The sequence below is a fragment of the Mycobacterium sp. Soil_C_30 genome (assembly GCF_057656995.1).
Map to the genome: position 1 here is coordinate 59813 of NZ_JBDGJH010000017.1, position 20526 is coordinate 80338.

Below are 20526 nucleotides of genomic sequence, written 5' to 3' on the forward strand. Positions count from 1 at the left end.
CGGTCGCGTCAGGGTGCGTCGGACTGTGGATCCGCCCGTTGAGCAGCAGCTGCGTCACGCAGACACGCTACCTACTCCGGTTTGCGCTCCAGGGGTCGGTCGACCGGGACGTCGTCGTGCACATCGATGACCTCGCCGTCGATGTACTGACCGCGACCTCTGGTGCGGCCCGGAGCGCCGCCGAGGTTGACGAAGGTGACCTGGCGGGCGATGCCGCGGGCGGCCACCAGACCGGCCAGCGGCCGCATCGCGGCGCGAGTGGGCGGAGCGAGCATCAGCAGACCCACCACCGTCGTGACCATGCCGGGGATGAAGACCAACACCGAACCGAGCGCCACCAGGGCACTGTCGGTGATGGTGCCCTGCGGGTCTTTCATGCCCTGCTGCAACTTGGCGAGTTGGCGGCGCAGCTGCGAACCGGCCAGAGCGATACCCAGCAAGAACGTGCCGATCAGCGCCAGCAGGGTCCAGCCGAAGCCGATGGTCGCCGTCAGCCCGACGATGACCGCCATCTCGACGATGACGTAAAGCAGAAAGAACCGCATCACCATGTACCGACCAACGAGCGAGACCCCGCGAGGGTTCCGGTCACGGCGCGGGTTCGACCTCGATGGCGCTGTGCACCTTGTTGATGCCACCGCGCACCAAGGCCTGCGGAATCCACCACCAGGCGTGATACCAGTAGCGCTTGGTCACCTTGTCGAACACCCGCCGCGTCTCGGTTTGCGGCAGATTGCGGGCAACGGCCTCGACGGGCTCGCCTTTCGGTTTGCCCAGCGCACTGCTTCTCTGGATGGTGACACGCGGAGTGTTCTTGATCCGCTTGGTCTTCCAGGAACCGTCATCGGTGATGATGACGAGCTTGTCACCCTCGGGGACACCCCAGACTGCGGTGGGCTTGGGCCGGCCGTCTTTGGTGAAGGTGGTCAACAGCAGGTACTTCGCGTTGGCGACATCGCTGAAGGTGTCAGGCACTGTCCACTGCTCTCAGTTCGAGTCCCACGTTGTTCTTCATCCCCCCGCGCAGCTTCGAGACGAAGTTGAACGTCTTGCCGAGCAGTCCATACCTCTTTCCAAGGGCGTCGTAAACCTCAGCGGTGCGCGACGGGTCGAGGATGGTGGCGATGGCCTCCACGGGCTCACCTTTCGGATTACCGCTACGGTCGCACTTGGCGATGGTGACCCGCGGGGTGTTGCGGATTCGCTTGACCTTCCAGGACTTCGCCTGCGTGATCACCAGCAGGCCGCCATCCGACGGGGCGGCCCAGATGGCGGTGGGCTTGGGCCGACCGTCCTTGGTGAACGTGGTCAGCAAGATGTACTCGGATGTCGCGACTTCGCTGAAGGTGACTGCCATGGGCATCAATGTAATGGGATCAGGTGACAAGCGATCTACGCTGGACAGGTGGGCGTCACCTTCGCCACCGGTTCACCGCACCACTCGCTGCGGTCGGTGGTGCTGCGGTACGAGGGTTACACGGAGAAAGCGCGCCATCCGGTGGTGTTCCGCGAATTGCCGTGCAGCTTCGTGCCGATCATCGTCGACCTCGATGAGGGCTGGACCGTCACTCACTCTGGTAGGTCCGCGAGTCGACTGGGTTCGTTCATCGGCGGGATCACCGAGGAGCCGGTGTGGGTCCGACATGACGGGAGCGCCAGCTGCCTCCAGATCAACCTGACCGCCATCGGCGCACGCCAGTTGCTCGGGATGCCGATGCACGAACTGGCGAACCGCACCATCGCCCTCGACGACGTGATGGGGCGTGGTGGGCAGCAGCTGGTCGATCGGATCGGGTCGGCGCCGGACTGGCCCAGCCGTTTCGCCGTGGTGGATCAGATGCTGCGGGCACGGTTCGCTGAGGTGGCCGAGGTCGACGCCGGCCTAACGTGGTCGCTGCAGCGGATCGCCAGCACTGCGGGCAATGCTTCGATCGGCGGGCTGGCAGCCGAATTGGGGTGGAGCCACCGGCGTCTGATCGCACGCTATCGCGACGCGGTGGGTCTGCCGCCCAAGACTGTGGCACGGATCGTCCGCTTCGAATCGCTGACCGCCCGGCTCACCCACCCTGGCCACATCGGCTGGGCTCAATTGGCCGCTGACTGCGGTTTCTTCGACCAGGCCCACTTGTCGCGTGAGGTGCGCGAACTGACGGGCCAGACACCGACCGAGCTGCGGGCGTCGCTGGTCAATTTTGTCCAAGACGACGCGGGCGTGCCGTCCTAGCGTCTGGGACATGAAACTCAATGGTGCTGTTCCGATCGTTCCTTACCGCAACCCGCGCGCGGCCATCCAATGGCTGGAGAAGGCATTCGGCGCTACCCCCACGCTGGTGGTGCCGCCCGAAGAAGATCAGCCGTTGATCCACGCCGAGGTGGCGGTGGGAACCGGGCTGGTGATGGTCGACGACGCCGAACGCACCGACAGTCCGTTCGCACTGCCGGGACCGGTGGTGGTCTACGTGGTGGTCGACGATCCAGATGCTTTGCACGCCAAGGCTTCTGATGCCGGCGCTGAGATCATCATGCCGCCCACCGACCAGGACTACGGGTCTCGCGAGTTCGCCGCTCGCGATCCGCACGGCAATGTGTGGAGCTTCGGGACCTACCGGCCGAGTTCGGGTGATTGACGAGCGCCGTCCGCGAATTGACCGGGCGTCTCGCGAGAAGGAGCTTTCTGAGCTGGGCCTCGTCGCCGGCCCTCCATGATGGGTACCTTGTGTCGTGCGGTCGGGGGTGCCGGTGATGACCCCGGCCTCCCAGATCAGGCTGTCACAGCTGTTGGAGCAAAGGTTCATTTCCTTCGCGAGCGGATCAAAGCCAGTGCGGCCAACCCTCACCGAGGCTGACGACCTTGATGTGGTGCCCAGCAGGCGACCCGCCCCCGCCGGACATGCTTGTTGAAGCGGGGGAACACGGTCGTTGCCTTGCGTCAAGACCCGCGCGTCGGGGCTGTGGATGAAGTGCTGACTGTGGATAAGTAGGCGTTGGCGCTGGTGGATTGCCTTGTGGCGCATGTCTTGTCGGTGGGCGTGGGTAGTGTCGAATGTATGTTCGAAGAGCTGATCGATCCGACCACTTGCGGGGATTTGTCTCCCGCGGCGATGGTTGATGCCATCGGCGCTTTCCACCGGGCTGAGGCCACCATGGTCGCGCACAAGTGGACGATGATCGCCCGCCTGCTGGCCCACCACAAAGACCACGCCGCCGCCGAGGAGAAAACCTGGGCCTACGACGAATGGAACGCGGTGCGGGATCAGGTGGGCCCGGTGATGCGGCTGAGCGCACGGCGGGCCTCCACCCAGATGCGGCTGGCCGAAGGACTGGCCCGGTCCCCGAAGGTCGCGGCGTTGTTGGCGGCCGGGGTGATCAACACCCGGGTGGCCGAAACCCTGATCTACCGCACCGAGCTGCTGCTGCCGTCGGTGCAGGCCACCGTCGATGCCGAGCTCGCCGCCCACGCGGGCGGCTACACGCTGCTCTCTGACGATGACCTGGTGCTGGTCGTGGATGCGATCATCGAAGAACACGATCCCGATGCGGTGCGGCGCTACCGTGAGGCCGCCCAAGGCTGTGATGTCGGGTTCGGTAAACGCGATGACGCTACCGGCACCGCGTCGCTATATGGGCGGATCTCCGCGGCTGATGCGGAGTTGGGGATGCGGGTGCTGGATGCGCTGGCCGCCACCGTCTGCAGCAACGATCCCCGCAGCAAGGGTGAGCTGCGGGCGGCCGCGCAAGGGGCGGTCTACGCCCGGCGGGATCGGTTGGTGTGCCAGTGCGGTGCCGGCGACTGTGTGGCCGCGACGCTGCCGTCGGCGGTGCCCACGGCGGTGATTCATGTGCTGGCCGAACAAGGCGCCCTCGAACATGTGCTGGCCCAGATCGACGCCATGCGCCAATCTTCGTCCGGGGACCCGAACGTGGTGGCGCCGGCCATCGACTACGAGGTGCTGGCCCGCGAGGCCGCCGCCGCCGAAGCCACCCGCATCCCCACCCCACCCACGCCACCACCGTGGGAAAACAACACCCCCACAACCGAACCCGAACCCGAGTCGGAGACTGAGGCCGAGGCCGAGGCCGAGGCCGAACCGACGGTCGGCGGTGAACCCGACTGGTCACATTGGTTCACCACCTCACCCGGTGACGACGACGGGGAGGAGCCACTCTGGGCGCCTACCACCCCACCCCCGCTAGAGGCGCCTGACAAGACAGACAGCGCCGGCGACGACATCGACGAGGACGCTCACCGCATCAACGAGACAGACGAGGCCGACGACGCCGTCGGCGAAACCGAGACCGTCACCGTGGACGAGAGCGACAACGGAGATCACCGCGCCGGCGACACCGGTACCGCCGACGTCCACAACGAAGGCACCGGCAGCCAGGACGGGGACGAGGGCGAGTCGCCGGGGGGCGCCGGCAGTGCCCCGCCACCCCCACCCGGACCCACCACCCCCGACACCGGCGGCGGAACCACCGCAGCCACCCCCGACGCTGCGGCCGACCGGGTGAACGACGCTGCCTCCGAGCAGGTCTCGACCCAGGATCTGCCGCAGACACCGGCCGCGCACACTCCACCACGACGGCCGCGCCCTGCAGTCACCCTCGGTGGCACCCTCATCCCACTCGACCAACTCGCCGCCATGCTCCGCGACGGCGCCACCGTCACCGCACTCCCGATCCCGCCCGCGGCACCCGCCCGCGGCTACAAGTTCACCGGCAAAGCCCGCGAGTTCATCCAATGCCGGGACATGCGATGTCGGTTCCCGGGCTGCACCCGCAAAGCCGAATACGCCGACATCGACCACACCGTCCCGCACGGCGACGGCGGACCCACCCATCCCTCCAACGGCAAGGTGTTGTGTCGAGAACATCACCTCGCCAAGACCTTCGGTGAAGGCTGGTGTGACGAGCAATTGCCGAACGGCGACGTCCGCTGGACCGCACCCACCGGTCACACCTACATCACGCAACCGACGAGCAGACTGCTGTTCCCCGACTGGAATTCCACCACCGCCACCCTGCCACCCCCGACACCCACAAGACGCCGCACAGCGCACCCGGGCATCACCATGCCCACCCGCAAACGCACCCGCGACCAAGACCGCCAACAACACATCAACGCCGAACGCGAACACAACGCGCTACAACGTGCGCTGGGCAAACCCACACGCAGATCACCATGGTAAAGACCTCACCACACCGCGAGCACCTGCGGCCGGGAACGTAACCCCATGAGCGATCGTGGGTTTCGCGTGCATTTGGCGCCGAAGGCTTGTGGTCAGCCGAGTCTGATGTCAGGCACCAACGCGTGCACGCCGTCGGCGGTGGCACCCAAGGCCGTCGACAGATCCCAGGCGACCTGACGCACCCTGGCGCCCAGGTGATCTTCACGATCGGAGGTCATGCGAGCCTCGGGCACCGAGGCACCCAGAGCGCCGACCACCCGCTGCGTGTGATCGAAAATCGGTGCGGCCACCGCACTTATGCCGACAGTGCGTTGCCCGCGGGACTGGATGTAGCCGCGCATCCGGCCGGCGCGGAGTTCACGCTGTATCTCGGCGGGATCAACAGTGGTCTTGGTGGTCACCGCATCGATGGCACCGTCGAGGTGGCGCGGCCACTCATCTTCGGGAATCGCACACAGAATGGCCTTGCCGGGACCGCCGTACACCAATCGAATGGGTACGCCGATATCGGTGTAGGTACGCCGCAACTCCTGATGGCTCTCGACCTGCGCGGCCACGATGCGCTGCCCGGAGGCAAGCAACTCGTGCAAACCGATGGTCTCGTCGAATTCGTCGCGCAGATCGGTCATGAACGGTAGAGCGGCCTCGCGGAGGCTACGCGGCATCGCGCCGGAATTCGCCAGCTGCAGCAGCAACGGACCCAACCCGTAGCGCTTGGTTCCGGTCTGCCGGACAAGGTGATTGGCCTGCATCGCCGTCAGGAGCCGGTGCACCGTGCTCGTCGACAGCCCCGTCGACCGCGACAACTCACTGATCCCGAGTTCGGGCTTTCGCCCATCGAAGCACCGCAGAATCGCCACGGCCCGGTCGATCGACTGCACGCCGTTTCGCCGCGGCGAGTCCTTTTCCTTTTCCGCCCCGTCCACGTCGCCCATCTTCTCCCTTTCGTTCAGAGACCGAACAGGGGGCCGACCACGACACGTGACCCACATTGCATGTCGGTATTGACGTGATGGCGCTCACTGCATAGCCTTTCCGTATTGCGTGAAGCGTATCCCACAAAGCGGGAAATGCACAACGAAGAACACCCAACGGGAAGGACCACATGCGACCCCTCACCGGCTTCCGAGTTCTCGATCTGACGAGATTCCTCTCGGGCCCCTACTGCACGATGGTGCTGGCCGAACTCGGCGCCGACGTCATCAAGATCGAGCAACCGGGCACCGGCGACGACTCGCGGCGGATGGCGCCGAAGGTCAACGGCGAGAGCTACCCGTTCGCGATGCCCAACCGCAGCAAGCGCTCGGTGGCGCTGGACCTGAAGTCACCCCGGGGCAAGGAACTGTTCCTCGAGTTGGCGGCCAGCGCGGACTTGATCATCGAGAACTTCCGGCCCGGCGTCACCAAACGCCTCGGCATCGACTACGACAGTGCGCGCGCGATCCGTGACGACATCCTGTACTGCTCGATCAGCGGCTTCGGTCAAACCGGGCCCTACCGCGACCGCCCGGGCTTCGACATCATGGCGCAGGGCATCGGCGGGTTCCTGCGGATGACCGGCCAGCCCGATGGCAAGCCCACCAAGGTCGGCATCGCGATCAACGACATCGCCGCCGGCGCCACTGCCATCTACTCGATCCTGGCCGCGGAGTTGAACCGCAGGCAGACCGGCAAGGGCCAGTACATCGACATCGGCCTGGTGGATGCGGGCCTGGCCTGGACGGTGTGGGAGTCCGGGGCGTATTTCGGCAGCGGCGAGCAGCCGGCTCAGACCGGAACCCGGCATCGCCGGTCGACGCCGTACCAGGCGTACCGGACCGCCGACGGTTACGTCACCATCGGGGCCAACACCGAACGGCTGTGGCAGCGGCTGATCAACGACGTCCTCAAACGACCCGATTGGGCAGACGATCCCCGCTTCATCGACTTGGATGCACGCATGGCCCATATCGACGACCTCGAAGTCGAGATCGAGGCCATCACCACCACGCTGCCCACCAACGACTGGGTGGACCGCCTCGATGTCGCCGGCGTTCCCGGCGGCCCGGTGCTCACTTACCAAGAGACACTGGAGGATCCGCATGTGCTGGCCCGCGGCATGGTGGCCGAGGTGGACCACCCGATCATCGGTCCGATGAAGACCATCGCCCCGCCGACGCGGTTCTCCGATCTCGAATTCGACGTCCGCTCACCGGCGCCCTGGCTCGGCCAGCACACCGCCTCCGTCCTCACCGAACTCGGTGTGGACGCCGACGAAATCGACCGACTCTTCACCGAAGGCATCTTGTTCGACGCACACGCCGAGCTCCAGGAAGGACACAAATGAGCGACCACATTCTGGTGGATCGCGATGAAGCCATCGCGACCGTCATCCTCAACAAACCCGACAGTCACAACGCCATCTCCCAGGGAATGTACCGGCGCCTCCCCGAGGTGTTCGATGAACTGGACTCCGACCCCTCGGTGAAGGTGGTCGTCCTCCGCGGCGCCGGCTCCAAGAGCTTCGCCTCGGGCGCCGACATCAGCGAGTTCGAGCAGGTCCGGGGAAACAGCGCGTCGGCCAAGGCCTACAACGAGGACGTCGCGTCCACCGAGCATGCGCTGGAACGCTTTTCCAAGCCGTTGATCGCCATGGTGCACGGCTACTGCATCGGCGGCGGCTGCGGCCTGGCACTGGCCTGCGACATCCGTTTCGCCGACGAGCGGTCCCGGTTCGGCATCACCCCGGCCAAGCTCGGGCTGGTCTACAGCCTGGAATCAACCAAGCGACTGATCGACACAGTGGGCCCGTCGCGGGCCAAGTGGATCCTGTTCTCCGGGCAGCACGTCATGGCCGAGGACGCCCTTCGGCTGGGGTTGATCGACGAACTGATCCCCAGCGAGGAGTTGGAGAAGCACACCTACGAGTTCGCGCGTCTGGTCACCACCCGCGCGCAGTTCAGCGTCCGGTCCTCGAAGCGGATCGTGAACCTGGTGCTGGGCGGGCAGGTCGACGACGACGAGGTGACGATCGACATTCGCAACTCGTCCTTCGACACCGAGGATTACGCCGAGGGTGTGCGATCGTTCCTGGAAAAGCGGCCGCCGAGGTTCACCTGGTCATGACCACCATCGATCCAGGACGCCGGCTCACCGATCCGGTCGAGGCCGCGCAATTCGCCGCCGAGACCTCCGAATCGGCGTTCGGCCGGTACTTCCTCATCCAGTTCCTCGGGTTGTCGATCGACTACCTCGACGAGGACAAGTCGTGCACCGTCCGGCTGCCGTTCGCCCACCATCTGTGCAACGCCGGCGGCGGCATCCACGGCGGAGTGCTGACCACCGTGCTCGATATCTCGATGGGCCACGCGTGCCAGAAGTACCTCTCGGCAGGCTCGACCATCGACATGTCGGTGCGCTTCATGCGACCCGTGCGCACCGACAGCGTGTGCACCGGCCGCATCCTGCACGGCGGCCGACGGATCGTCCAACTCGAATCGCGGCTCTACGACGACTCCGGACGCCTGGCCGCACTGGCCACCGGTTCGTGGTTCCGCCACGACGCAAAAAGCTGAAAACCAAACCCCATCAACGTGACTCAACGAGGAGACATCATGCGACTGAGAATCGCTCTGGCTGCGGCGGTATCCGCTGTGGCGCTCGTGGTACCGGCCTGTAGCGGCGGGTCCACCAACACCGGCTCCGCCGAGGACTACCCGTCGGAGACGCTCGACTGGACCGTCGCCTTCGGTCCCGGCGGCGGCAACGACCTGATGGCCCGCCAACTGGTGAAGATCATCCAGGAAGGCGGCCTCTACCCCAACGACATCGCCGTCGAGAACCGCGAAGGCGGCAGCGGCGCCACTGGCTGGGGCTACCTGCTGTCGCAGAAGGGCAACCCCTACAACGTCTCGACCACGTCGGGCTCGTTCCTCACCACTCCCCTGCAGGCCGACCCGGGCTGGACCTACGAGAGCTTCACCCACGTGGGTCTGCTGGCCACCGACGACGCACTGCTTCTGGTCAACGGCAGCAACAACATCGAGACCTATGAAGACTGGGTCGACTACGCCAAGAACAAGGGAACCGTGGTGGTCGGCGGAATCGGCACCGTCAACGTCGATTTCATCCTGCAGTCGCTGATTGCCGAGCACGCCGGCTACGAGATCGAGTACGTGCCCTACAACGAAGAGGGCCAGGTCCAGACCTCGCTGCTCTCCGGTGCGCTCGACGCGATGATCTCCAACCCCGGATCCATTTTGGGTCAGGTCGAATCCGGTGACATGCAGCCAGTGCTGTTCACCGGCAACGAGCGCCTCGAAGCGCTGCCGGACGTGCCGACCGGTGAGGAGAAGGGCATCACCGATCTGCCGTCCATGCCGCGCGGGCTGATCCTGCCGCCCGAAGTGCCCGACTACGCCACGGACTGGTGGATCAAGACCATGCAGGAAGTGGTCAAGTCAGAGGAATGGCAGACCTTCCTGGCCGACAACTACCTCACCGAGGACCTCAAGTGGGGCGACGACTTCACCAAGTACCTCGAAGAGACCACCAACGAATTCGAAGAGACGCTCAAGGAGCAGGGGGCGCTGTGACCACAACATCTCATGCGGCCACCTCCGGCCCGGTGCCGGCAATGAGCGTGGCCGCCGCGAAGCCGAAGCGGGAGGTGAACTGGCCGAAGCTGGCTTTCCTCGGCATCATCCTCCTGGCGTTCGCGTTCTACACCGAACAGGCCATGGGCATGGAGTGGCGCACGGCGGCCGGTCGGATCGGCCCCGGCTTCTTCCCCCGCATCCTCGGCGGTGTCGCCATCGCGGTGACCGTCCTGGCGCTGATCACCGAAGTCCTGGCCAAACCGAAGGAGAAGAAAGAGGTCGACGCGGTGGAGGCGGCCGAGGAAGCCGCCGAACCTGATCTGGGCCGCCACCCGGTCACGCTGGCCGCGTTCGTCGTCGCCGCCGCGGTGTTCGTCGGCCTGTTCGGCGTGCTGGGCGCCGCGCTGGCCGGCATCCTGTTCCTCGCGGCGACGCTGTGGTTCCTGGATCCCGAACATCGCATCCGCTCGGTGATCATCGCGGTGGCCGTCCCCGTCCTTCTCTACCTCGCCTTCCAGACCGGACTCAATGTCGGTCTGCCACAGGGCATTCTGCCGATCGGCTAAGGAACTTTCATGGGTCAATTGTTGGATGGGATCTACGCGATCCTGACGCTGCAGAACCTGCTTCTGCTCGCCGGCGGTGTGCTCATCGGCATGGTGGTCGGCGTGATCCCCGGTGTGGGACCGTCGGCCGGCCTGGCGATCCTGTTGCCGGTCACCTTCGGACTGGATCCCACCGGAGCCATCGTGATGCTGGCCGCGGTCTACTACGGCTCGATGTACGGCGGCACCATCACCTCCGTGCTGATCAACACTCCGGGTGAATCCGCGACCGTGGCAAGCACATTCGACGGGTATCCGCTGGCCAAGCAGGGGCGGGCCGGGCCCGCTCTGGTGATGGCGGCCATCGCCTCGTTCGTCGCGGGCACCATCGGCGCGGTCCTGCTGTCGTTCGCCGCACCGATCACCGCGGAGTTCGCCAAGACCTTCGGGCCGCCGGAGTACTTCCTCATCGTGATGGCCGGCCTGCTGACCGTCATCGTGATCCTCAAGGGCAACAAACTCCTCGGGGCACTGTCGGCGCTCATCGGTTTCGCGATCGGCACCGTCGGCATCGACATCGGTGGCGGAGAGCAGCGCTACACCTTCGGGTCGGTCAACCTGATCAACGGCATCGACTTCATCCCGGTGGCCATCGGCCTGTTCGCCGTCGGTGAAGTGCTGCACACGCTGTGGCGTGGCGGGCACCTGGAGAAGCTGGACTTCTTCGGAGTCTCCGCACGCAGTCGCGGATTCTGGCCCAACAAGAAGGATTTCAAGGAGTCCACCGGCCCGGCCCTGCGCGGTTCGTTCCTCGGATTCGGGGTGGGCGTCACACCCGGCGCCGGCGCCACCATCGCCTCGCTGATGGCCTACAACGTCGAGAAGTCGGTATCCAAGACACCGGAGAAGTTCGGCAAGGGTGCCATGCCCGGTCTGGTGGGCCCGGAAGCCGCCAACAACGCGGCCTCCTCGGGCGCCATGGTGCCGCTGCTGACACTCGGCATCCCCGGCGGCGGTGCCACCGCGGTGCTGCTCGGCGGCTTCCTGATGTGGGGCCTGCAGCCCGGTCCGCTGCTGATGACGCAGAACCCGGAGTTCGCCTGGGGCCTGATCGCCAGCATGTTCCTGGGTAACATCATGCTGCTGCTGGTCAACGTGTTCTGCATCCCCGGTTTCGCGAGCATCGCCCGCGTGCCGTTCCGGGTGCTGGGCCCGATTGTCCTGCTGCTGTGTGTGCTGGGCACCTTCGCGGTCAACAAGAGCCTGCTCGACGTCCAGATCATGCTGGTGTGCGGTGTTCTCGGGTTCTTCATGCGGATCTACGGATTGTCTCCCGCAGCCCTGGTGATCGCGCTGGTTCTCGGCCCGCTGGCCGAAGAGACGCTGCGCCAGACCATGGTGATCTCCGGTGGCAGCCTGGGTGTGTTCGTGGAGCGCGGCACCTCGGTGGGCATCCTGTGCTTCATCGTGTTCCTGTTCCTGATCCCGGTCATCAAGACACCGCTGAGAAACGCGACAAACAGTGCGCTGCAGATGATCTCGTACAAGAAGCGGGCCCAAGCCGCAGCCGAGAAAGAGAAGGAGTCCGTCTGATGAGCAGAAGACCGCTGGCCGACGTTCGCGTGGTCGACCTCAGCCGGGCGCTCGCCGGACCGTACGCCACCATGATGCTCGCCGATGCCGGCGCCGACGTGGTGAAGGTGGAACCACCCGGCGGTGACGACAGCCGCGGCTGGCTGCCCTATGTCGAGCGCGACGGCCACCGCGAGTCGGCGTACTTCATGAGCGCCAACCGCAACAAGCGGTCGGTGGTGTTGGACCTGAAGTCCGACGACGGCGCCGACAAGCTGCGCTGGCTGGTCAGCCAGGCCGACGTTCTGGTGGAGAACTACCGGCCGGGGGTACTGGACCGGCTCGGTTTGGGACTCGAGCAGCTGCGCGAGCTCAATCCGCGGCTGATCACCCTGTCGATCACCGGCTTCGGTAGCGGTGGCAAAGACGGCAAACGGCCCGGCTTCGACCAGATCGTGCAGGCCGAAGGCGGTCTGATGACGCTGACCGGTCAACCGGGCAGCCCGCCGAACCGGGTGGGCCTGCCGATCGCCGACATCCTGGCCGGCATGTTCGGTGCTTTCGGTGTGGTGACCGCGCTGCGCGACCGCGAGAACACCGGTCGTGGCCAGCACATCGACACCTCGCTGTTGGCCGCCGTCGTGGGTGTGCACGTTTTCCACGGCGTCGGCTGGCTGGCCGCCGGTGTCGAGCCGGTGATGACCGGCAACCGGCATCCGTCGATCGCGCCGTACGGTGTGTTCGGTTGTGGCGACGCAGATATCGTCATCGCCGTCGGCTCGGAGTCGCTGTGGAAGCGGTTCGCCCCGATCGTGGGCCTGGACCCCGACCGCGCCGATATCGCCACCAACATCGACCGGGTGGCCCGGGCCGAGGCGCTGCAGAAGGAAATCGACGACCTGCTGGCCGACCGCTCCGCCGACGAGGTGCTCGCCGCCCTCGACGCCGCGGGTGTGCCGGCGGGCCGCATCCGCACCATCCCCGAGGTGTATGACTGGCAGCACGTCCGTGATTCGATGGTGTTGACGTTGCCGCATCCGACGCTGGGCGATCTGGACGTGCCCGGTTCCCCGCTGAACCTGTCGGAACATCGCGAGCCGCGCCGCGAGGCACCTCCGGGTCTGGGTGCACACCAGGACGAGGTCTTTTCTGAATACGCTCATGCACAGGGGTTTTGATGACCAGTAATCGGGTGGCCGTCGTCGGTGGCGGAATTGTCGGGATCGCGATCGCCCGCGAGATCCTCAACCGTCATCCCGACGCCGAAGTGACCGTCTTCGAGAAGGAGGACCGCCTCGCCGCACACCAGACCGGACGCAACAGCGGCGTCGTGCACGCCGGGCTCTATTACGTACCGGGTTCGGCCAAGGCACTGCTGTGCCGTCGCGGTGTCGGGCTGCTCGAGGAGTTCTGCGCCGAGCGCGACATCCCCAACATCGCCTGCGGCAAGGTGCTGGTGGCGCTCAACGAGGTGGAACGCGGCCGGCTTGCCGACATCGAGGAGCGGGCGATCGCCAACGGCGTTCCGGGGATCCGCACCATCGGGCCCGACGAACTCCGTGAGATCGAGCCCCACGTCCGCGGTGTGGCCGCTCTGCATTCGCCGTCCACCTCGATCGTCGACTACGCCCAGGTGACCCAGGCGCTGGCGGTGGACGCCTCGGCAGCGGGCGCCAAGATCCTGCTCGGGCATGAAGTCATCGGGCTGCGCCCCGCCGGTTCGGAGGTGGTGGTGACCGCCCGCACCGACGGTGGCACCTCGGAGAACGCGTTCGACCAGGTGGTGGCGTGCGGCGGTCTGCAAAGTGACCGGCTGGCCGAATTGGCCGGCGACGGACCCGATCCGGTGATCATGCCGTTCCGCGGCGAGTACTGGGCGCTCAAACCCGAGAAGCGGCACCTGGTCAACGGCCTGGTGTATCCGGTGCCCGATCCGCGGTATCCGTTCCTCGGTGTGCACGTCACGCCACGGGTCGACGGGCAGGTGCACATCGGGCCCAATGCGGTGCTGGCGCTGGCCCGGGAGGGCTACAACTGGCGTACCGTTTCGCCCAAGGACCTCGCCGGAGTGGCCCGCACGCCGGCGTTCTGGCGTTTCGCTAAAGTGCACTGGCGCACCGGAATCCGTGAGATGTACGGATCGCTGAGCAAGAAGCGGTTCGTCGCGGCGGCCCGCGCGTACGTCCCGGACATCGAGGACGACGACGTGGTGCCCGGTCCCGCCGGTATCCGCGCCCAGGCGCTCGACGCCGACGGCGGCCTGGTCGACGATTTCCGGATCAGCATCCGGGACCGGATCGTCGTGCTGCGCAATGCCCCGTCCCCGGCGGCCACCTCAGCGCTGGCCATCGCCGAGCACGTTGTCTCCACCATCGACGCATCGGAGATCTGAGACGTGAGCGCTTTGTTTCCCGGTCTGTGGGGCGTGCTGGCCACCCCGTTCGACGACGGGCTCGCCGTTGACCTGGAGTCGTTCCGGAGTGAACTGAGATCGTTCGCGGCCGACGGCTGCGACGGTGTGGTGGCGCTCGGGGTGTTCGGTGAGGCGGCGTCGTTGAGCGACGAGGAAGCCGACGCGGTGGCACGCACGGTGGCAGGAGACTCGGATCTGCCGTTCGTGCTGGGGTTGTCCGAACGTGACCCCGACGGCGTTGTGCGGCAGGCGCAACGACTGCTGGCGGTGACTTCGCGGCCGCCGGTGGCCCTGATGGCGCAGATTCCCGACGCCAACCCTGCGGTGGCCGCCGAATCGTTGCGGCGCCTGTATGACGCGACGGGGGTGGGCATCCTGATCCAGGACTATCCGGTGGTGTCCGGGGTGTCGGTGTCCGACGAGCAGGTGGTGGCGCTGGTCCAGGCCTGCCCATTCGCGGTGGGCGTGAAAGCCGAGACGCCGCCGACGTCGGTCGCCATCGCCCACCTCGCCCCGCGCGTCGGCGTGCCGGTGTTCGGCGGCCTGGGCGGGGTGGGTCTGCTCGACGAACTGGCGGCAGGCTCGGCGGGTGCGATGACGGGCTTCAGCCATCCGGCGGTACTGGCGGCAGTGCTGCGCGCCTACCGCGACGGTGGATTCGTCGCCGCCCGTGAGGTTTTCGCGCCATGGCTGCCACTGGCCAATTTCGAAGGCCAACTCAAGGTGGGCTTGGCGATCCGTAAGGAGGTGCTGCGCCGCCGCGGTGTCATCGCCTCGAGCCGGGTCCGTAAACCCGCCCGCACATTACCGGCGTCGCTGGTGCCGATGCTCGACCAGCACCTGGCCACCCTGCCCACCTACGCAGCCCGATAGAGAGAGAACAGCCAAACATGGATCTCGGTATCACCGGACGGACCGCCCTGGTGCTCGGCGCCAGCGGCGGCCTCGGCTCCGCCATCGCGGAGCGGCTGGCTCAGGAAGGCGCCCAGGTGGCGGTGGCCGGCCGGTCCAGTGAGGGATTGGCCGCCACCGTCTCTCGCGTCGAAGCAGGAGGCGGCAAGGCCCTACCCGTGGTGTGGGATCTCGGCGACCTCGACCGGGTGGACGCCGTGGTGTCCACGGTGGAACAAGAACTCGGTGGCGTCGACATCCTGGTGAACAACACCGGCGGCCCGCCCCCTACCCCGGTGGCCGGCCAGGACACCGCGACATGGCGGACCAGTTTCGAACAGATGATCCTGTCCGTCATCGCGCTCACCGACCGGGTGATTCCCGGTATGCGCGAACGTCATTGGGGCCGCGTCCTGACGTCGACGTCGTCGGGGGCCCTGACCCCCATCCCCAACCTGGGCCTGTCCAACACCCTGCGCGCGAGCCTGCACGCGTGGTCGAAGACACTGGCCGAGGAGGTCGGAAAGGACGGCATCACCAGCAATGTGATCGTGCCCGGCCGTATCGCCACCGACCGCACCCGCTTCCTCGACGAGAAGCGGGCCGGCCGGGAGAACCGCAGCATCGAGGAGGTGGCCCGCGACAGCGCGGCCACCATGGCGTTGGGCCGGTACGGCCGTCCCGACGAGTACGCCGATGTCGCTGCCTTCCTGTGCAGCGACCGTGCCTCCTACATCACCGGGTCCGTCGTCCGCGTCGACGGCGGACTGATCCGCAGCATCGTCTGAACACACACTCACCCAAGGAGTTTCATGCGTCTCCGTACTGTGGAGGTGGCCGGACAACCGACCGCCTGCATCTCGTTGCCCGACGGCCGCCTCGCCCGGGTCGATCAGGTCCTGGCCGGTGGCCCCAGCGATTTGATGTCGCTGTTGGAAACCGGCCGGATCGGCGAGTTGGCCACCGCTGTGAACGCCGGCGTCGACGACAGCCACTGCGTCGACCCGAATGCACCGGTCCTGGCACCGTGGCGCAGCCCGCGCAAGATCTTCGGCATCGGGTTGAACTACGGCGCACATGCCGGCGACCTCGGCGAGACCGCGCCCCGCACCACGCCCGCGTCGTTCCTCAAAGGTGACCACACCATCGTCGGCCCCGGCGAACCGATCGTCGTTCCCCCGAACATCGGAAAGGTCACTGCCGAAGCCGAACTCGGGTTGGTGATCGGGCGTACCTGCTACCAGGTGGGCGTCGAGGAGGCGATGGAGTACGTAGCGGGTGTGGTGCCGGTCCTGGACCAGACCGCCGAGGGCATCCTGCTGGAGAACCCGCGCTACCTGACCCGGGTGAAGAACTATCCGACGTTCTTCTCGTTCGGGCCCGACCTGATCACCCTCGATGAATTGCTGTCGCACGGCCCGCTGGAAGACTTGCAGGTCAGCACCATTCACAACGGCGCCGTGCACCGCAAGGACACGGTGTCCGGGATGACCTTCTCCCCCGCCGAACTGCTCAGCTTCCACAGCCAGGTGATGCCGTTCTACCCCGGCGACATCCTGTCCACCGGCACGCCGGGTGCGGTGGGCATCGTGCCCGGTGACACCGTGCGCTGCGAGCTGGGCGACGGGCTGGCCGAGCTCACCAACCCGGTGGCGTGAAGGCAGGTTGTGAGCACGGTGAGTTTTAATCTCGCACAGCCAAAAGGTGTACGAGCCGCCCGTTCGGCCGAGAATCGACTGCATGGCTCTGGACATCAAGAAACTCGGTGCGCACATCGGCGCTCAGATCGACGGCATCACCCTTTCGGGTGACCTGGACGCCGACACCGTGGCCGCGGTCAACGCGGCGCTGCTCGAGCACAAGGTGATCTTTTTCCGCGATCAGCATCACCTGGACAACGACGGTCAGCTGGCGTTCGCGCGACTGCTCGGCACCCCCACCATCGCTCATCCGACCGTGACCTCACGCGGCCACCAGGTACTTCCCATCGATTCGCGTTACGACAAAGCCAACAGCTGGCACACCGACGTCACCTTCGTCGACCGCATTCCCAAAGCGTCCCTGCTGCGGGCGGTCACCCTGCCCGAGTACGGCGGCACCACGGTGTGGGCCAACACCGAAACCGCCTACGAGCAACTGCCCACCCCGCTGCGGGCCCTGGCGGAGAACCTCTGGGCCGTGCACACCAACCAGTACGACTACGCCGCCGAACACCCCTCCGACATCGACGAGACGGTGCCCGACTCCACCCGCGAGTACCGCGAGGAGTTCGAATCCACCTACTTCGAGACCGAGCATCCGGTGGTCCGGGTACATCCCGAGACCGGGCGCCGGGTGCTGGTGCTGGGCCACTTCGTGAAGCGGTTCGTCGGCCTGGGCTCGGCCGAGTCGCGGGCGCTGTTCGATCTGCTCCAGGCGCGGGTCACCCGGTTGGAGAACACGGTGCGGTGGAACTGGCGGCTCGGCGACCTCGCCATCTGGGACAACCGCGCCACCCAGCACTACGCGGTCTCCGACTACGACGACCAGTACCGCAGGCTGAACCGGGTCACGCTGTCCGGTGATGTGCCCGTCGACGTCTTCGGTCAGCCCAGCCGGGTCGTCGCCGGTGACGCGTCGCACTACTCGCCGATTCTGCAGGCGGTTCCTGCCTGACCTTTATCGTGGACGGGTGGCCCGAGAACGTGAGCAGGACGCCTGCCCAGGCGCCCTCCAGGAGCACCAGGCCGCCGACGGCGCCCTGATCCGGATCCGGCTGCCCGGCGGCATGCTTCACGCCGGTCAGCTGGAAGCTCTGGCGCACGCCGCGGCTGAACACGGCTCGGCGGCTCTGGAGCTGACCTCACGCGGCAGCGTGCAGCTGCGTGGTATCGCCGACACCGCACCGGTGGCCGCCGCCGTGTCCGAGGCGGGCCTGCTGCCGTCACCCACCCACGAGCGGGTGCGCAATATCGTGGCCTCGCCACTGTCGGGGCGCATCGGGGGCCTGCTCGACGTGCGGGCGTGGGTCAGCGAGCTCGATGCCGCTGTCTGCGCCGACCCGGCGCTGGCCGGACTGCCCGGGCGGTTCTGGTTCAGCCTCGACGACGGCAGCGCTGACGTGTCCGGGCTGCACGCCGATGTCGGCGCCCACGTCCTCGACGAGCAGACCGTCGCTTTGCTGCTGTCGGGCACCGACACCGGGGTGCGGCTGCGCCCCGAGCAGGTGATCCGCACCCTCATCACGGTGGCGCGCCGGTTCGTCGAGATCAGGGAAAACAGTTGGCGGGTCAGTGAATTGGCCGATACCGGGGAGCTGCTGCGGGGTTTGGCCGTCGACGCCGAACCCGGCCGGAGCTGGCCCGCACAGACCAAGGGCCCCATCGGGTGGCTCGAGCAGCGTGACGGCCGGATCGCACTCGGCGCGGGCGTGCCGCTCGGGGTGTTGCCGTCGCGGACCGCGGAGTACCTGGCGGCCATTTCCGCACCGATCGTGATCACGCCGTGGCGCTCGCTGCTGGTGTGTGACCTGTCCGAGGAGATCGCGGACGTCTCGCTGCGCGTGCTCGCGCCACAAGGGCTGGTGTTCGACGCGAACTCGCCGTGGCTGGATGTCAGCGCGTGTGTGGGCAGCCCAGGCTGTGAACGCTCCGCCGCCGACGTGCGTGCCGATGCGACCGCGGCCGTCGAGTCGGGCGAGTTGGGCAGTGGACACCACCACTACGTGGGCTGTGAACGGGCCTGCGGCAGCCCGTCGACCGGACAGGTGCTGGTGGCCACCGGCGACGGTTACCGCACCCGCTGATCGGGTGCTCCCGCGAAGCCGGTCCGGCAGTCGGAGAAGCTGCCCCGTCCGATCCGGCTGTTGTGCACTTCGAGGCCCACCACGGCAGCGGTCAGCACCGGGGTGTCGATGCCGTGCCGCTCGGCCCGCTGCGCCAGCTCGCGCACCACAGCGACCTCGACGGAGCGACCGGCCATCAGGTCGCGGTACATCGACGGCCCGAAACGCGAGGCCGGATCGGTGAGTGTGTCGCGCAACGCTGCCGGAATGTCCGGCCCACCGTCGGCTGCGGCGACAGCGCCGACCTCGCGCAGAATCCGCTCGGCGACGGCAGGACCGCCCGGCGCGGACACGACGTCGCCGATGGCGCCGCGCGCCAGGCACGTGAGCACCGCGGTGGAGGTGATGAACATGAACTTCACCCACAGCGCGTCTCGGATGTGGTCGACCACGCCGACGTCCACACCGGGGACCGTGAACTCGGATACCAACGGCGACAACGACTCCGGCGGTGCATCGTCGAGCGTTCCGAGCTGCAGCTCGACACCGGGGCTGATGACGTCGACGATCCCGTCCGACGCCAGCGATGTCGCCATCCGAGCGGCGGCACCTACCGTACGGACGTCACCGAAAGCCTGGGTGAGACAGTCGATATGCCGCAGGCCGTTGGTCAACGCCAGCACGCGCGTGTGCTCTGCCACCGCGGGCATGATGTCGCCGATGGTGTCGGCGACGGCATCGCTGCGCACCGCGAGCACCACGATGTCGAACGGGAAGCGAAGCTGGTCGCGGGTGAGCGACGGGATCTGCACACCGGTGACGGTGGATCCGTCCCGCAGTGCGACGCCGCGGGTGGTGTCGCGCACCAGCAGCGTCACATCACGACCGCCGGCGCTCAACAGCGCGGCAAGGTATCCGCCGGTGGCACCCGCCCCGACGACCAGGGTTCTCATGCCGGCTGACCGGCGAAACCGTCTGCGGCGTCCACGCCGAGCGCCCGCAGTAGCGCGACCACTTTGGCGTCGAGGCCACGACCTACCGCGGTGATGTCGTCATGACCGAGGCTGCCGAAGGCATCGCTGGGCCGGTCCATACTCCAGACCGCGTTCCCGGCGTCATCGCTGTACACCAGCACCCGCAGTGGTGCGTACAGCAGCGCGTGCGGATCGTGGCGGAACATGCTCTCGGCAATGACGTGATTGCCCAACAGGTACTCCACAGCTCTGGTCCGATGTCCGGCCAGGGCCAACAGAGGCGACGCGTCGATCGTCGCGTACACCATCAGTTGATGCGGTGCCATCTCCGCCACCGCCGCCTCCACATCGGGCCAGGAACCGCCCACGTCGGCGATGCACTGGAACGGGCCGGGATCGAAGGCCGGCGCTGCCCGCTCGAAAGCGGCCCGGAATTCGTCGTAGGGAATTCCCGTCGCGATATCAACCCGGGTCATGACGTGGTCGGTGGTGGTGATTTCGGCAGCGTCCATGGTGCACCTCCAATGTCATGGTTCAGTGAATGAACCACCTCATGGCCAGAATATGGTTCAGTCAATGAACCCGCAAGGTGTCACAATGGA

General features: G+C 66.7%; 22 protein-coding genes. 16 read left to right on the forward strand and 6 right to left on the reverse strand.

Annotation, left to right across the window (positions count from 1 at the left end; all coding sequences use genetic code 11):
* Positions 1-71 precede the first annotated feature (71 nt).
* Genes AC3A6P_RS25820 through AC3A6P_RS25830 form a run of 3 tightly spaced genes read right to left on the reverse strand, consistent with a single transcriptional unit; the run spans position 72 to position 1357 of the window.
* Complete coding sequence (locus AC3A6P_RS25820) at positions 72-551, reverse strand: FxsA family protein (RefSeq protein WP_487694848.1); 480 nt, start codon at positions 549-551, stop codon at positions 72-74.
* A 37-nt stretch (positions 552-588) separates the two neighbouring features.
* On the reverse strand, positions 589-975 hold the full coding sequence (locus AC3A6P_RS25825; protein WP_487694850.1) for a PPOX class F420-dependent oxidoreductase: 387 nt from the start codon (positions 973-975) through the stop codon (positions 589-591).
* Positions 968-1357: a PPOX class F420-dependent oxidoreductase gene (locus AC3A6P_RS25830; protein ID WP_487694852.1), complete on the reverse strand. Its 390-nt coding sequence runs from the start codon at positions 1355-1357 to the stop codon at positions 968-970. The genes AC3A6P_RS25825 and AC3A6P_RS25830 overlap by 8 nt, the downstream gene beginning before the upstream one ends.
* A 48-nt stretch (positions 1358-1405) precedes the next feature.
* On the opposite strand from AC3A6P_RS25830, the gene AC3A6P_RS25835 reads away from it, so the two are divergent.
* The 3 genes from AC3A6P_RS25835 to AC3A6P_RS25845 all read left to right on the forward strand — a co-directional run bounded on the left by AC3A6P_RS25835 (position 1406) and on the right by AC3A6P_RS25845 (position 5189).
* Positions 1406-2224, forward strand: a complete 819-nt coding sequence (locus AC3A6P_RS25835; RefSeq protein ID WP_487694854.1) for a helix-turn-helix domain-containing protein — start codon at positions 1406-1408, stop codon at positions 2222-2224.
* Between the two features lie 10 nt (positions 2225-2234).
* Positions 2235-2627, forward strand: a complete 393-nt coding sequence (locus AC3A6P_RS25840; RefSeq protein WP_487694856.1) for a VOC family protein — start codon at positions 2235-2237, stop codon at positions 2625-2627.
* 420 nt (positions 2628-3047) lie between these two features.
* Positions 3048-5189 carry an HNH endonuclease signature motif containing protein gene (locus AC3A6P_RS25845; protein WP_487694858.1) on the forward strand — a complete coding sequence of 714 codons (2142 nt, stop codon included), beginning with the start codon at positions 3048-3050 and terminating at the stop codon, positions 5187-5189.
* Positions 5190-5281: 92 nt separating this feature from the next.
* Here the strand turns inward: AC3A6P_RS25845 and AC3A6P_RS25850 are convergent, their stop codons facing one another.
* Entirely contained in the window at positions 5282-6124 is an 843-nt protein-coding gene (locus AC3A6P_RS25850; RefSeq protein ID WP_487694860.1) for an IclR family transcriptional regulator, read from the reverse strand.
* Between the two features lie 170 nt (positions 6125-6294).
* Here AC3A6P_RS25850 and AC3A6P_RS25855 point away from each other — a divergent pair, with 170 nt between their 5' ends.
* The 13 genes from AC3A6P_RS25855 (at position 6295) to cobG (ending at position 18971) form a co-directional block, all read left to right on the forward strand.
* Entirely contained in the window at positions 6295-7515 is a 1221-nt protein-coding gene (locus tag AC3A6P_RS25855; protein WP_487694862.1) for a CaiB/BaiF CoA transferase family protein, read from the forward strand.
* Positions 7512-8294: an enoyl-CoA hydratase-related protein gene (locus AC3A6P_RS25860; protein WP_487694864.1), complete on the forward strand. Its 783-nt coding sequence runs from the start codon at positions 7512-7514 to the stop codon at positions 8292-8294. Before AC3A6P_RS25855 ends, AC3A6P_RS25860 begins: the two co-directional genes overlap by 4 nt.
* The gene (locus AC3A6P_RS25865; protein ID WP_487694866.1) at positions 8291-8743 is read left to right on the forward strand and encodes a PaaI family thioesterase; all 453 of its coding nucleotides are present in this window, start codon (positions 8291-8293) and stop codon (positions 8741-8743) included. The genes AC3A6P_RS25860 and AC3A6P_RS25865 overlap by 4 nt, the downstream gene beginning before the upstream one ends.
* Positions 8744-8782: 39 nt before the next feature.
* On the forward strand, positions 8783-9763 hold the full coding sequence (locus AC3A6P_RS25870; protein ID WP_487694867.1) for a Bug family tripartite tricarboxylate transporter substrate binding protein: 981 nt from the start codon (positions 8783-8785) through the stop codon (positions 9761-9763).
* Positions 9760-10332, forward strand: coding sequence for a tripartite tricarboxylate transporter TctB family protein (locus tag AC3A6P_RS25875; RefSeq protein ID WP_487694868.1), 573 nt, complete (start codon positions 9760-9762; stop codon positions 10330-10332). The genes AC3A6P_RS25870 and AC3A6P_RS25875 overlap by 4 nt, the downstream gene beginning before the upstream one ends.
* Before the next feature lie 9 nt (positions 10333-10341).
* Complete coding sequence (locus tag AC3A6P_RS25880) at positions 10342-11904, forward strand: tripartite tricarboxylate transporter permease (RefSeq protein ID WP_487694869.1); 1563 nt, start codon at positions 10342-10344, stop codon at positions 11902-11904.
* Complete coding sequence (locus AC3A6P_RS25885; protein WP_487694870.1) at positions 11904-13061, forward strand: CaiB/BaiF CoA transferase family protein; 1158 nt, start codon at positions 11904-11906, stop codon at positions 13059-13061. Before AC3A6P_RS25880 ends, AC3A6P_RS25885 begins: the two co-directional genes overlap by 1 nt.
* Complete coding sequence (gene lhgO / locus AC3A6P_RS25890) at positions 13061-14275, forward strand: L-2-hydroxyglutarate oxidase (RefSeq protein WP_487694871.1); 1215 nt, start codon at positions 13061-13063, stop codon at positions 14273-14275. The genes AC3A6P_RS25885 and lhgO overlap by 1 nt, the downstream gene beginning before the upstream one ends.
* 3 nt (positions 14276-14278) lie before the next feature.
* Positions 14279-15169, forward strand: coding sequence for a dihydrodipicolinate synthase family protein (locus AC3A6P_RS25895; RefSeq protein ID WP_487694873.1), 891 nt, complete (start codon positions 14279-14281; stop codon positions 15167-15169).
* A 17-nt stretch (positions 15170-15186) separates the two neighbouring features.
* Positions 15187-15975 (forward strand): SDR family oxidoreductase, encoded by a 789-nt coding sequence (locus tag AC3A6P_RS25900; RefSeq protein WP_487694874.1) that lies wholly within the window; start codon positions 15187-15189, stop codon positions 15973-15975.
* A gap of 24 nt (positions 15976-15999) precedes the next feature.
* Positions 16000-16845 carry a fumarylacetoacetate hydrolase family protein gene (locus AC3A6P_RS25905; protein ID WP_487694875.1) on the forward strand — a complete coding sequence of 282 codons (846 nt, stop codon included), beginning with the start codon at positions 16000-16002 and terminating at the stop codon, positions 16843-16845.
* A gap of 82 nt (positions 16846-16927) precedes the next feature.
* Positions 16928-17842 carry a TauD/TfdA dioxygenase family protein gene (locus AC3A6P_RS25910; protein WP_487694876.1) on the forward strand — a complete coding sequence of 305 codons (915 nt, stop codon included), beginning with the start codon at positions 16928-16930 and terminating at the stop codon, positions 17840-17842.
* A 16-nt stretch (positions 17843-17858) separates the two neighbouring features.
* A complete protein-coding gene (gene cobG / locus AC3A6P_RS25915) occupies positions 17859-18971 on the forward strand; it encodes a precorrin-3B synthase (protein ID WP_487694877.1) in 1113 nt (370 codons plus the stop codon).
* Here cobG and AC3A6P_RS25920 read toward each other — a convergent pair.
* Both AC3A6P_RS25920 and AC3A6P_RS25925 read right to left on the reverse strand, forming a co-directional pair.
* Positions 18956-19903 carry a ketopantoate reductase family protein gene (locus AC3A6P_RS25920; RefSeq protein ID WP_487694879.1) on the reverse strand — a complete coding sequence of 316 codons (948 nt, stop codon included), beginning with the start codon at positions 19901-19903 and terminating at the stop codon, positions 18956-18958. The genes cobG and AC3A6P_RS25920 overlap by 16 nt on opposite strands.
* Complete coding sequence (locus tag AC3A6P_RS25925; protein WP_487694881.1) at positions 19900-20436, reverse strand: DUF302 domain-containing protein; 537 nt, start codon at positions 20434-20436, stop codon at positions 19900-19902. Before AC3A6P_RS25925 ends, AC3A6P_RS25920 begins: the two co-directional genes overlap by 4 nt.
* Positions 20437-20526 lie beyond the last annotated feature (90 nt).

Excerpts from the sequence above, each read along its gene's own strand:
- AC3A6P_RS25845 (WP_487694858.1), top strand. The coding sequence starts at position 3,048 with ATGTTCGAAGAGCTGATCGATCCGACCACTTGCGGGGATTTGTCTCCC.
- lhgO (WP_487694871.1), top strand. The coding sequence starts at position 13,061 with ATGACCAGTAATCGGGTGGCCGTCGTCGGTGGCGGAATTGTCGGGATC.
- AC3A6P_RS25865 (WP_487694866.1), top strand. The coding sequence starts at position 8,291 with ATGACCACCATCGATCCAGGACGCCGGCTCACCGATCCGGTCGAGGCC.
- AC3A6P_RS25840 (WP_487694856.1), top strand. The coding sequence starts at position 2,235 with ATGAAACTCAATGGTGCTGTTCCGATCGTTCCTTACCGCAACCCGCGC.
- AC3A6P_RS25855 (WP_487694862.1), top strand. The coding sequence starts at position 6,295 with ATGCGACCCCTCACCGGCTTCCGAGTTCTCGATCTGACGAGATTCCTC.
- AC3A6P_RS25850 (WP_487694860.1), bottom strand. The coding sequence starts at position 6,124 with ATGGGCGACGTGGACGGGGCGGAAAAGGAAAAGGACTCGCCGCGGCGA.
- AC3A6P_RS25900 (WP_487694874.1), top strand. The coding sequence starts at position 15,187 with ATGGATCTCGGTATCACCGGACGGACCGCCCTGGTGCTCGGCGCCAGC.
- AC3A6P_RS25880 (WP_487694869.1), top strand. The coding sequence starts at position 10,342 with ATGGGTCAATTGTTGGATGGGATCTACGCGATCCTGACGCTGCAGAAC.
- AC3A6P_RS25920 (WP_487694879.1), bottom strand. The coding sequence starts at position 19,903 with ATGAGAACCCTGGTCGTCGGGGCGGGTGCCACCGGCGGATACCTTGCC.
- AC3A6P_RS25820 (WP_487694848.1), bottom strand. The coding sequence starts at position 551 with ATGGTGATGCGGTTCTTTCTGCTTTACGTCATCGTCGAGATGGCGGTC.
- AC3A6P_RS25910 (WP_487694876.1), top strand. The coding sequence starts at position 16,928 with ATGGCTCTGGACATCAAGAAACTCGGTGCGCACATCGGCGCTCAGATC.
- AC3A6P_RS25870 (WP_487694867.1), top strand. The coding sequence starts at position 8,783 with ATGCGACTGAGAATCGCTCTGGCTGCGGCGGTATCCGCTGTGGCGCTC.
- AC3A6P_RS25925 (WP_487694881.1), bottom strand. The coding sequence starts at position 20,436 with ATGGACGCTGCCGAAATCACCACCACCGACCACGTCATGACCCGGGTT.
- AC3A6P_RS25830 (WP_487694852.1), bottom strand. The coding sequence starts at position 1,357 with ATGGCAGTCACCTTCAGCGAAGTCGCGACATCCGAGTACATCTTGCTG.
- AC3A6P_RS25860 (WP_487694864.1), top strand. The coding sequence starts at position 7,512 with ATGAGCGACCACATTCTGGTGGATCGCGATGAAGCCATCGCGACCGTC.
- AC3A6P_RS25905 (WP_487694875.1), top strand. The coding sequence starts at position 16,000 with ATGCGTCTCCGTACTGTGGAGGTGGCCGGACAACCGACCGCCTGCATC.
- AC3A6P_RS25885 (WP_487694870.1), top strand. The coding sequence starts at position 11,904 with ATGAGCAGAAGACCGCTGGCCGACGTTCGCGTGGTCGACCTCAGCCGG.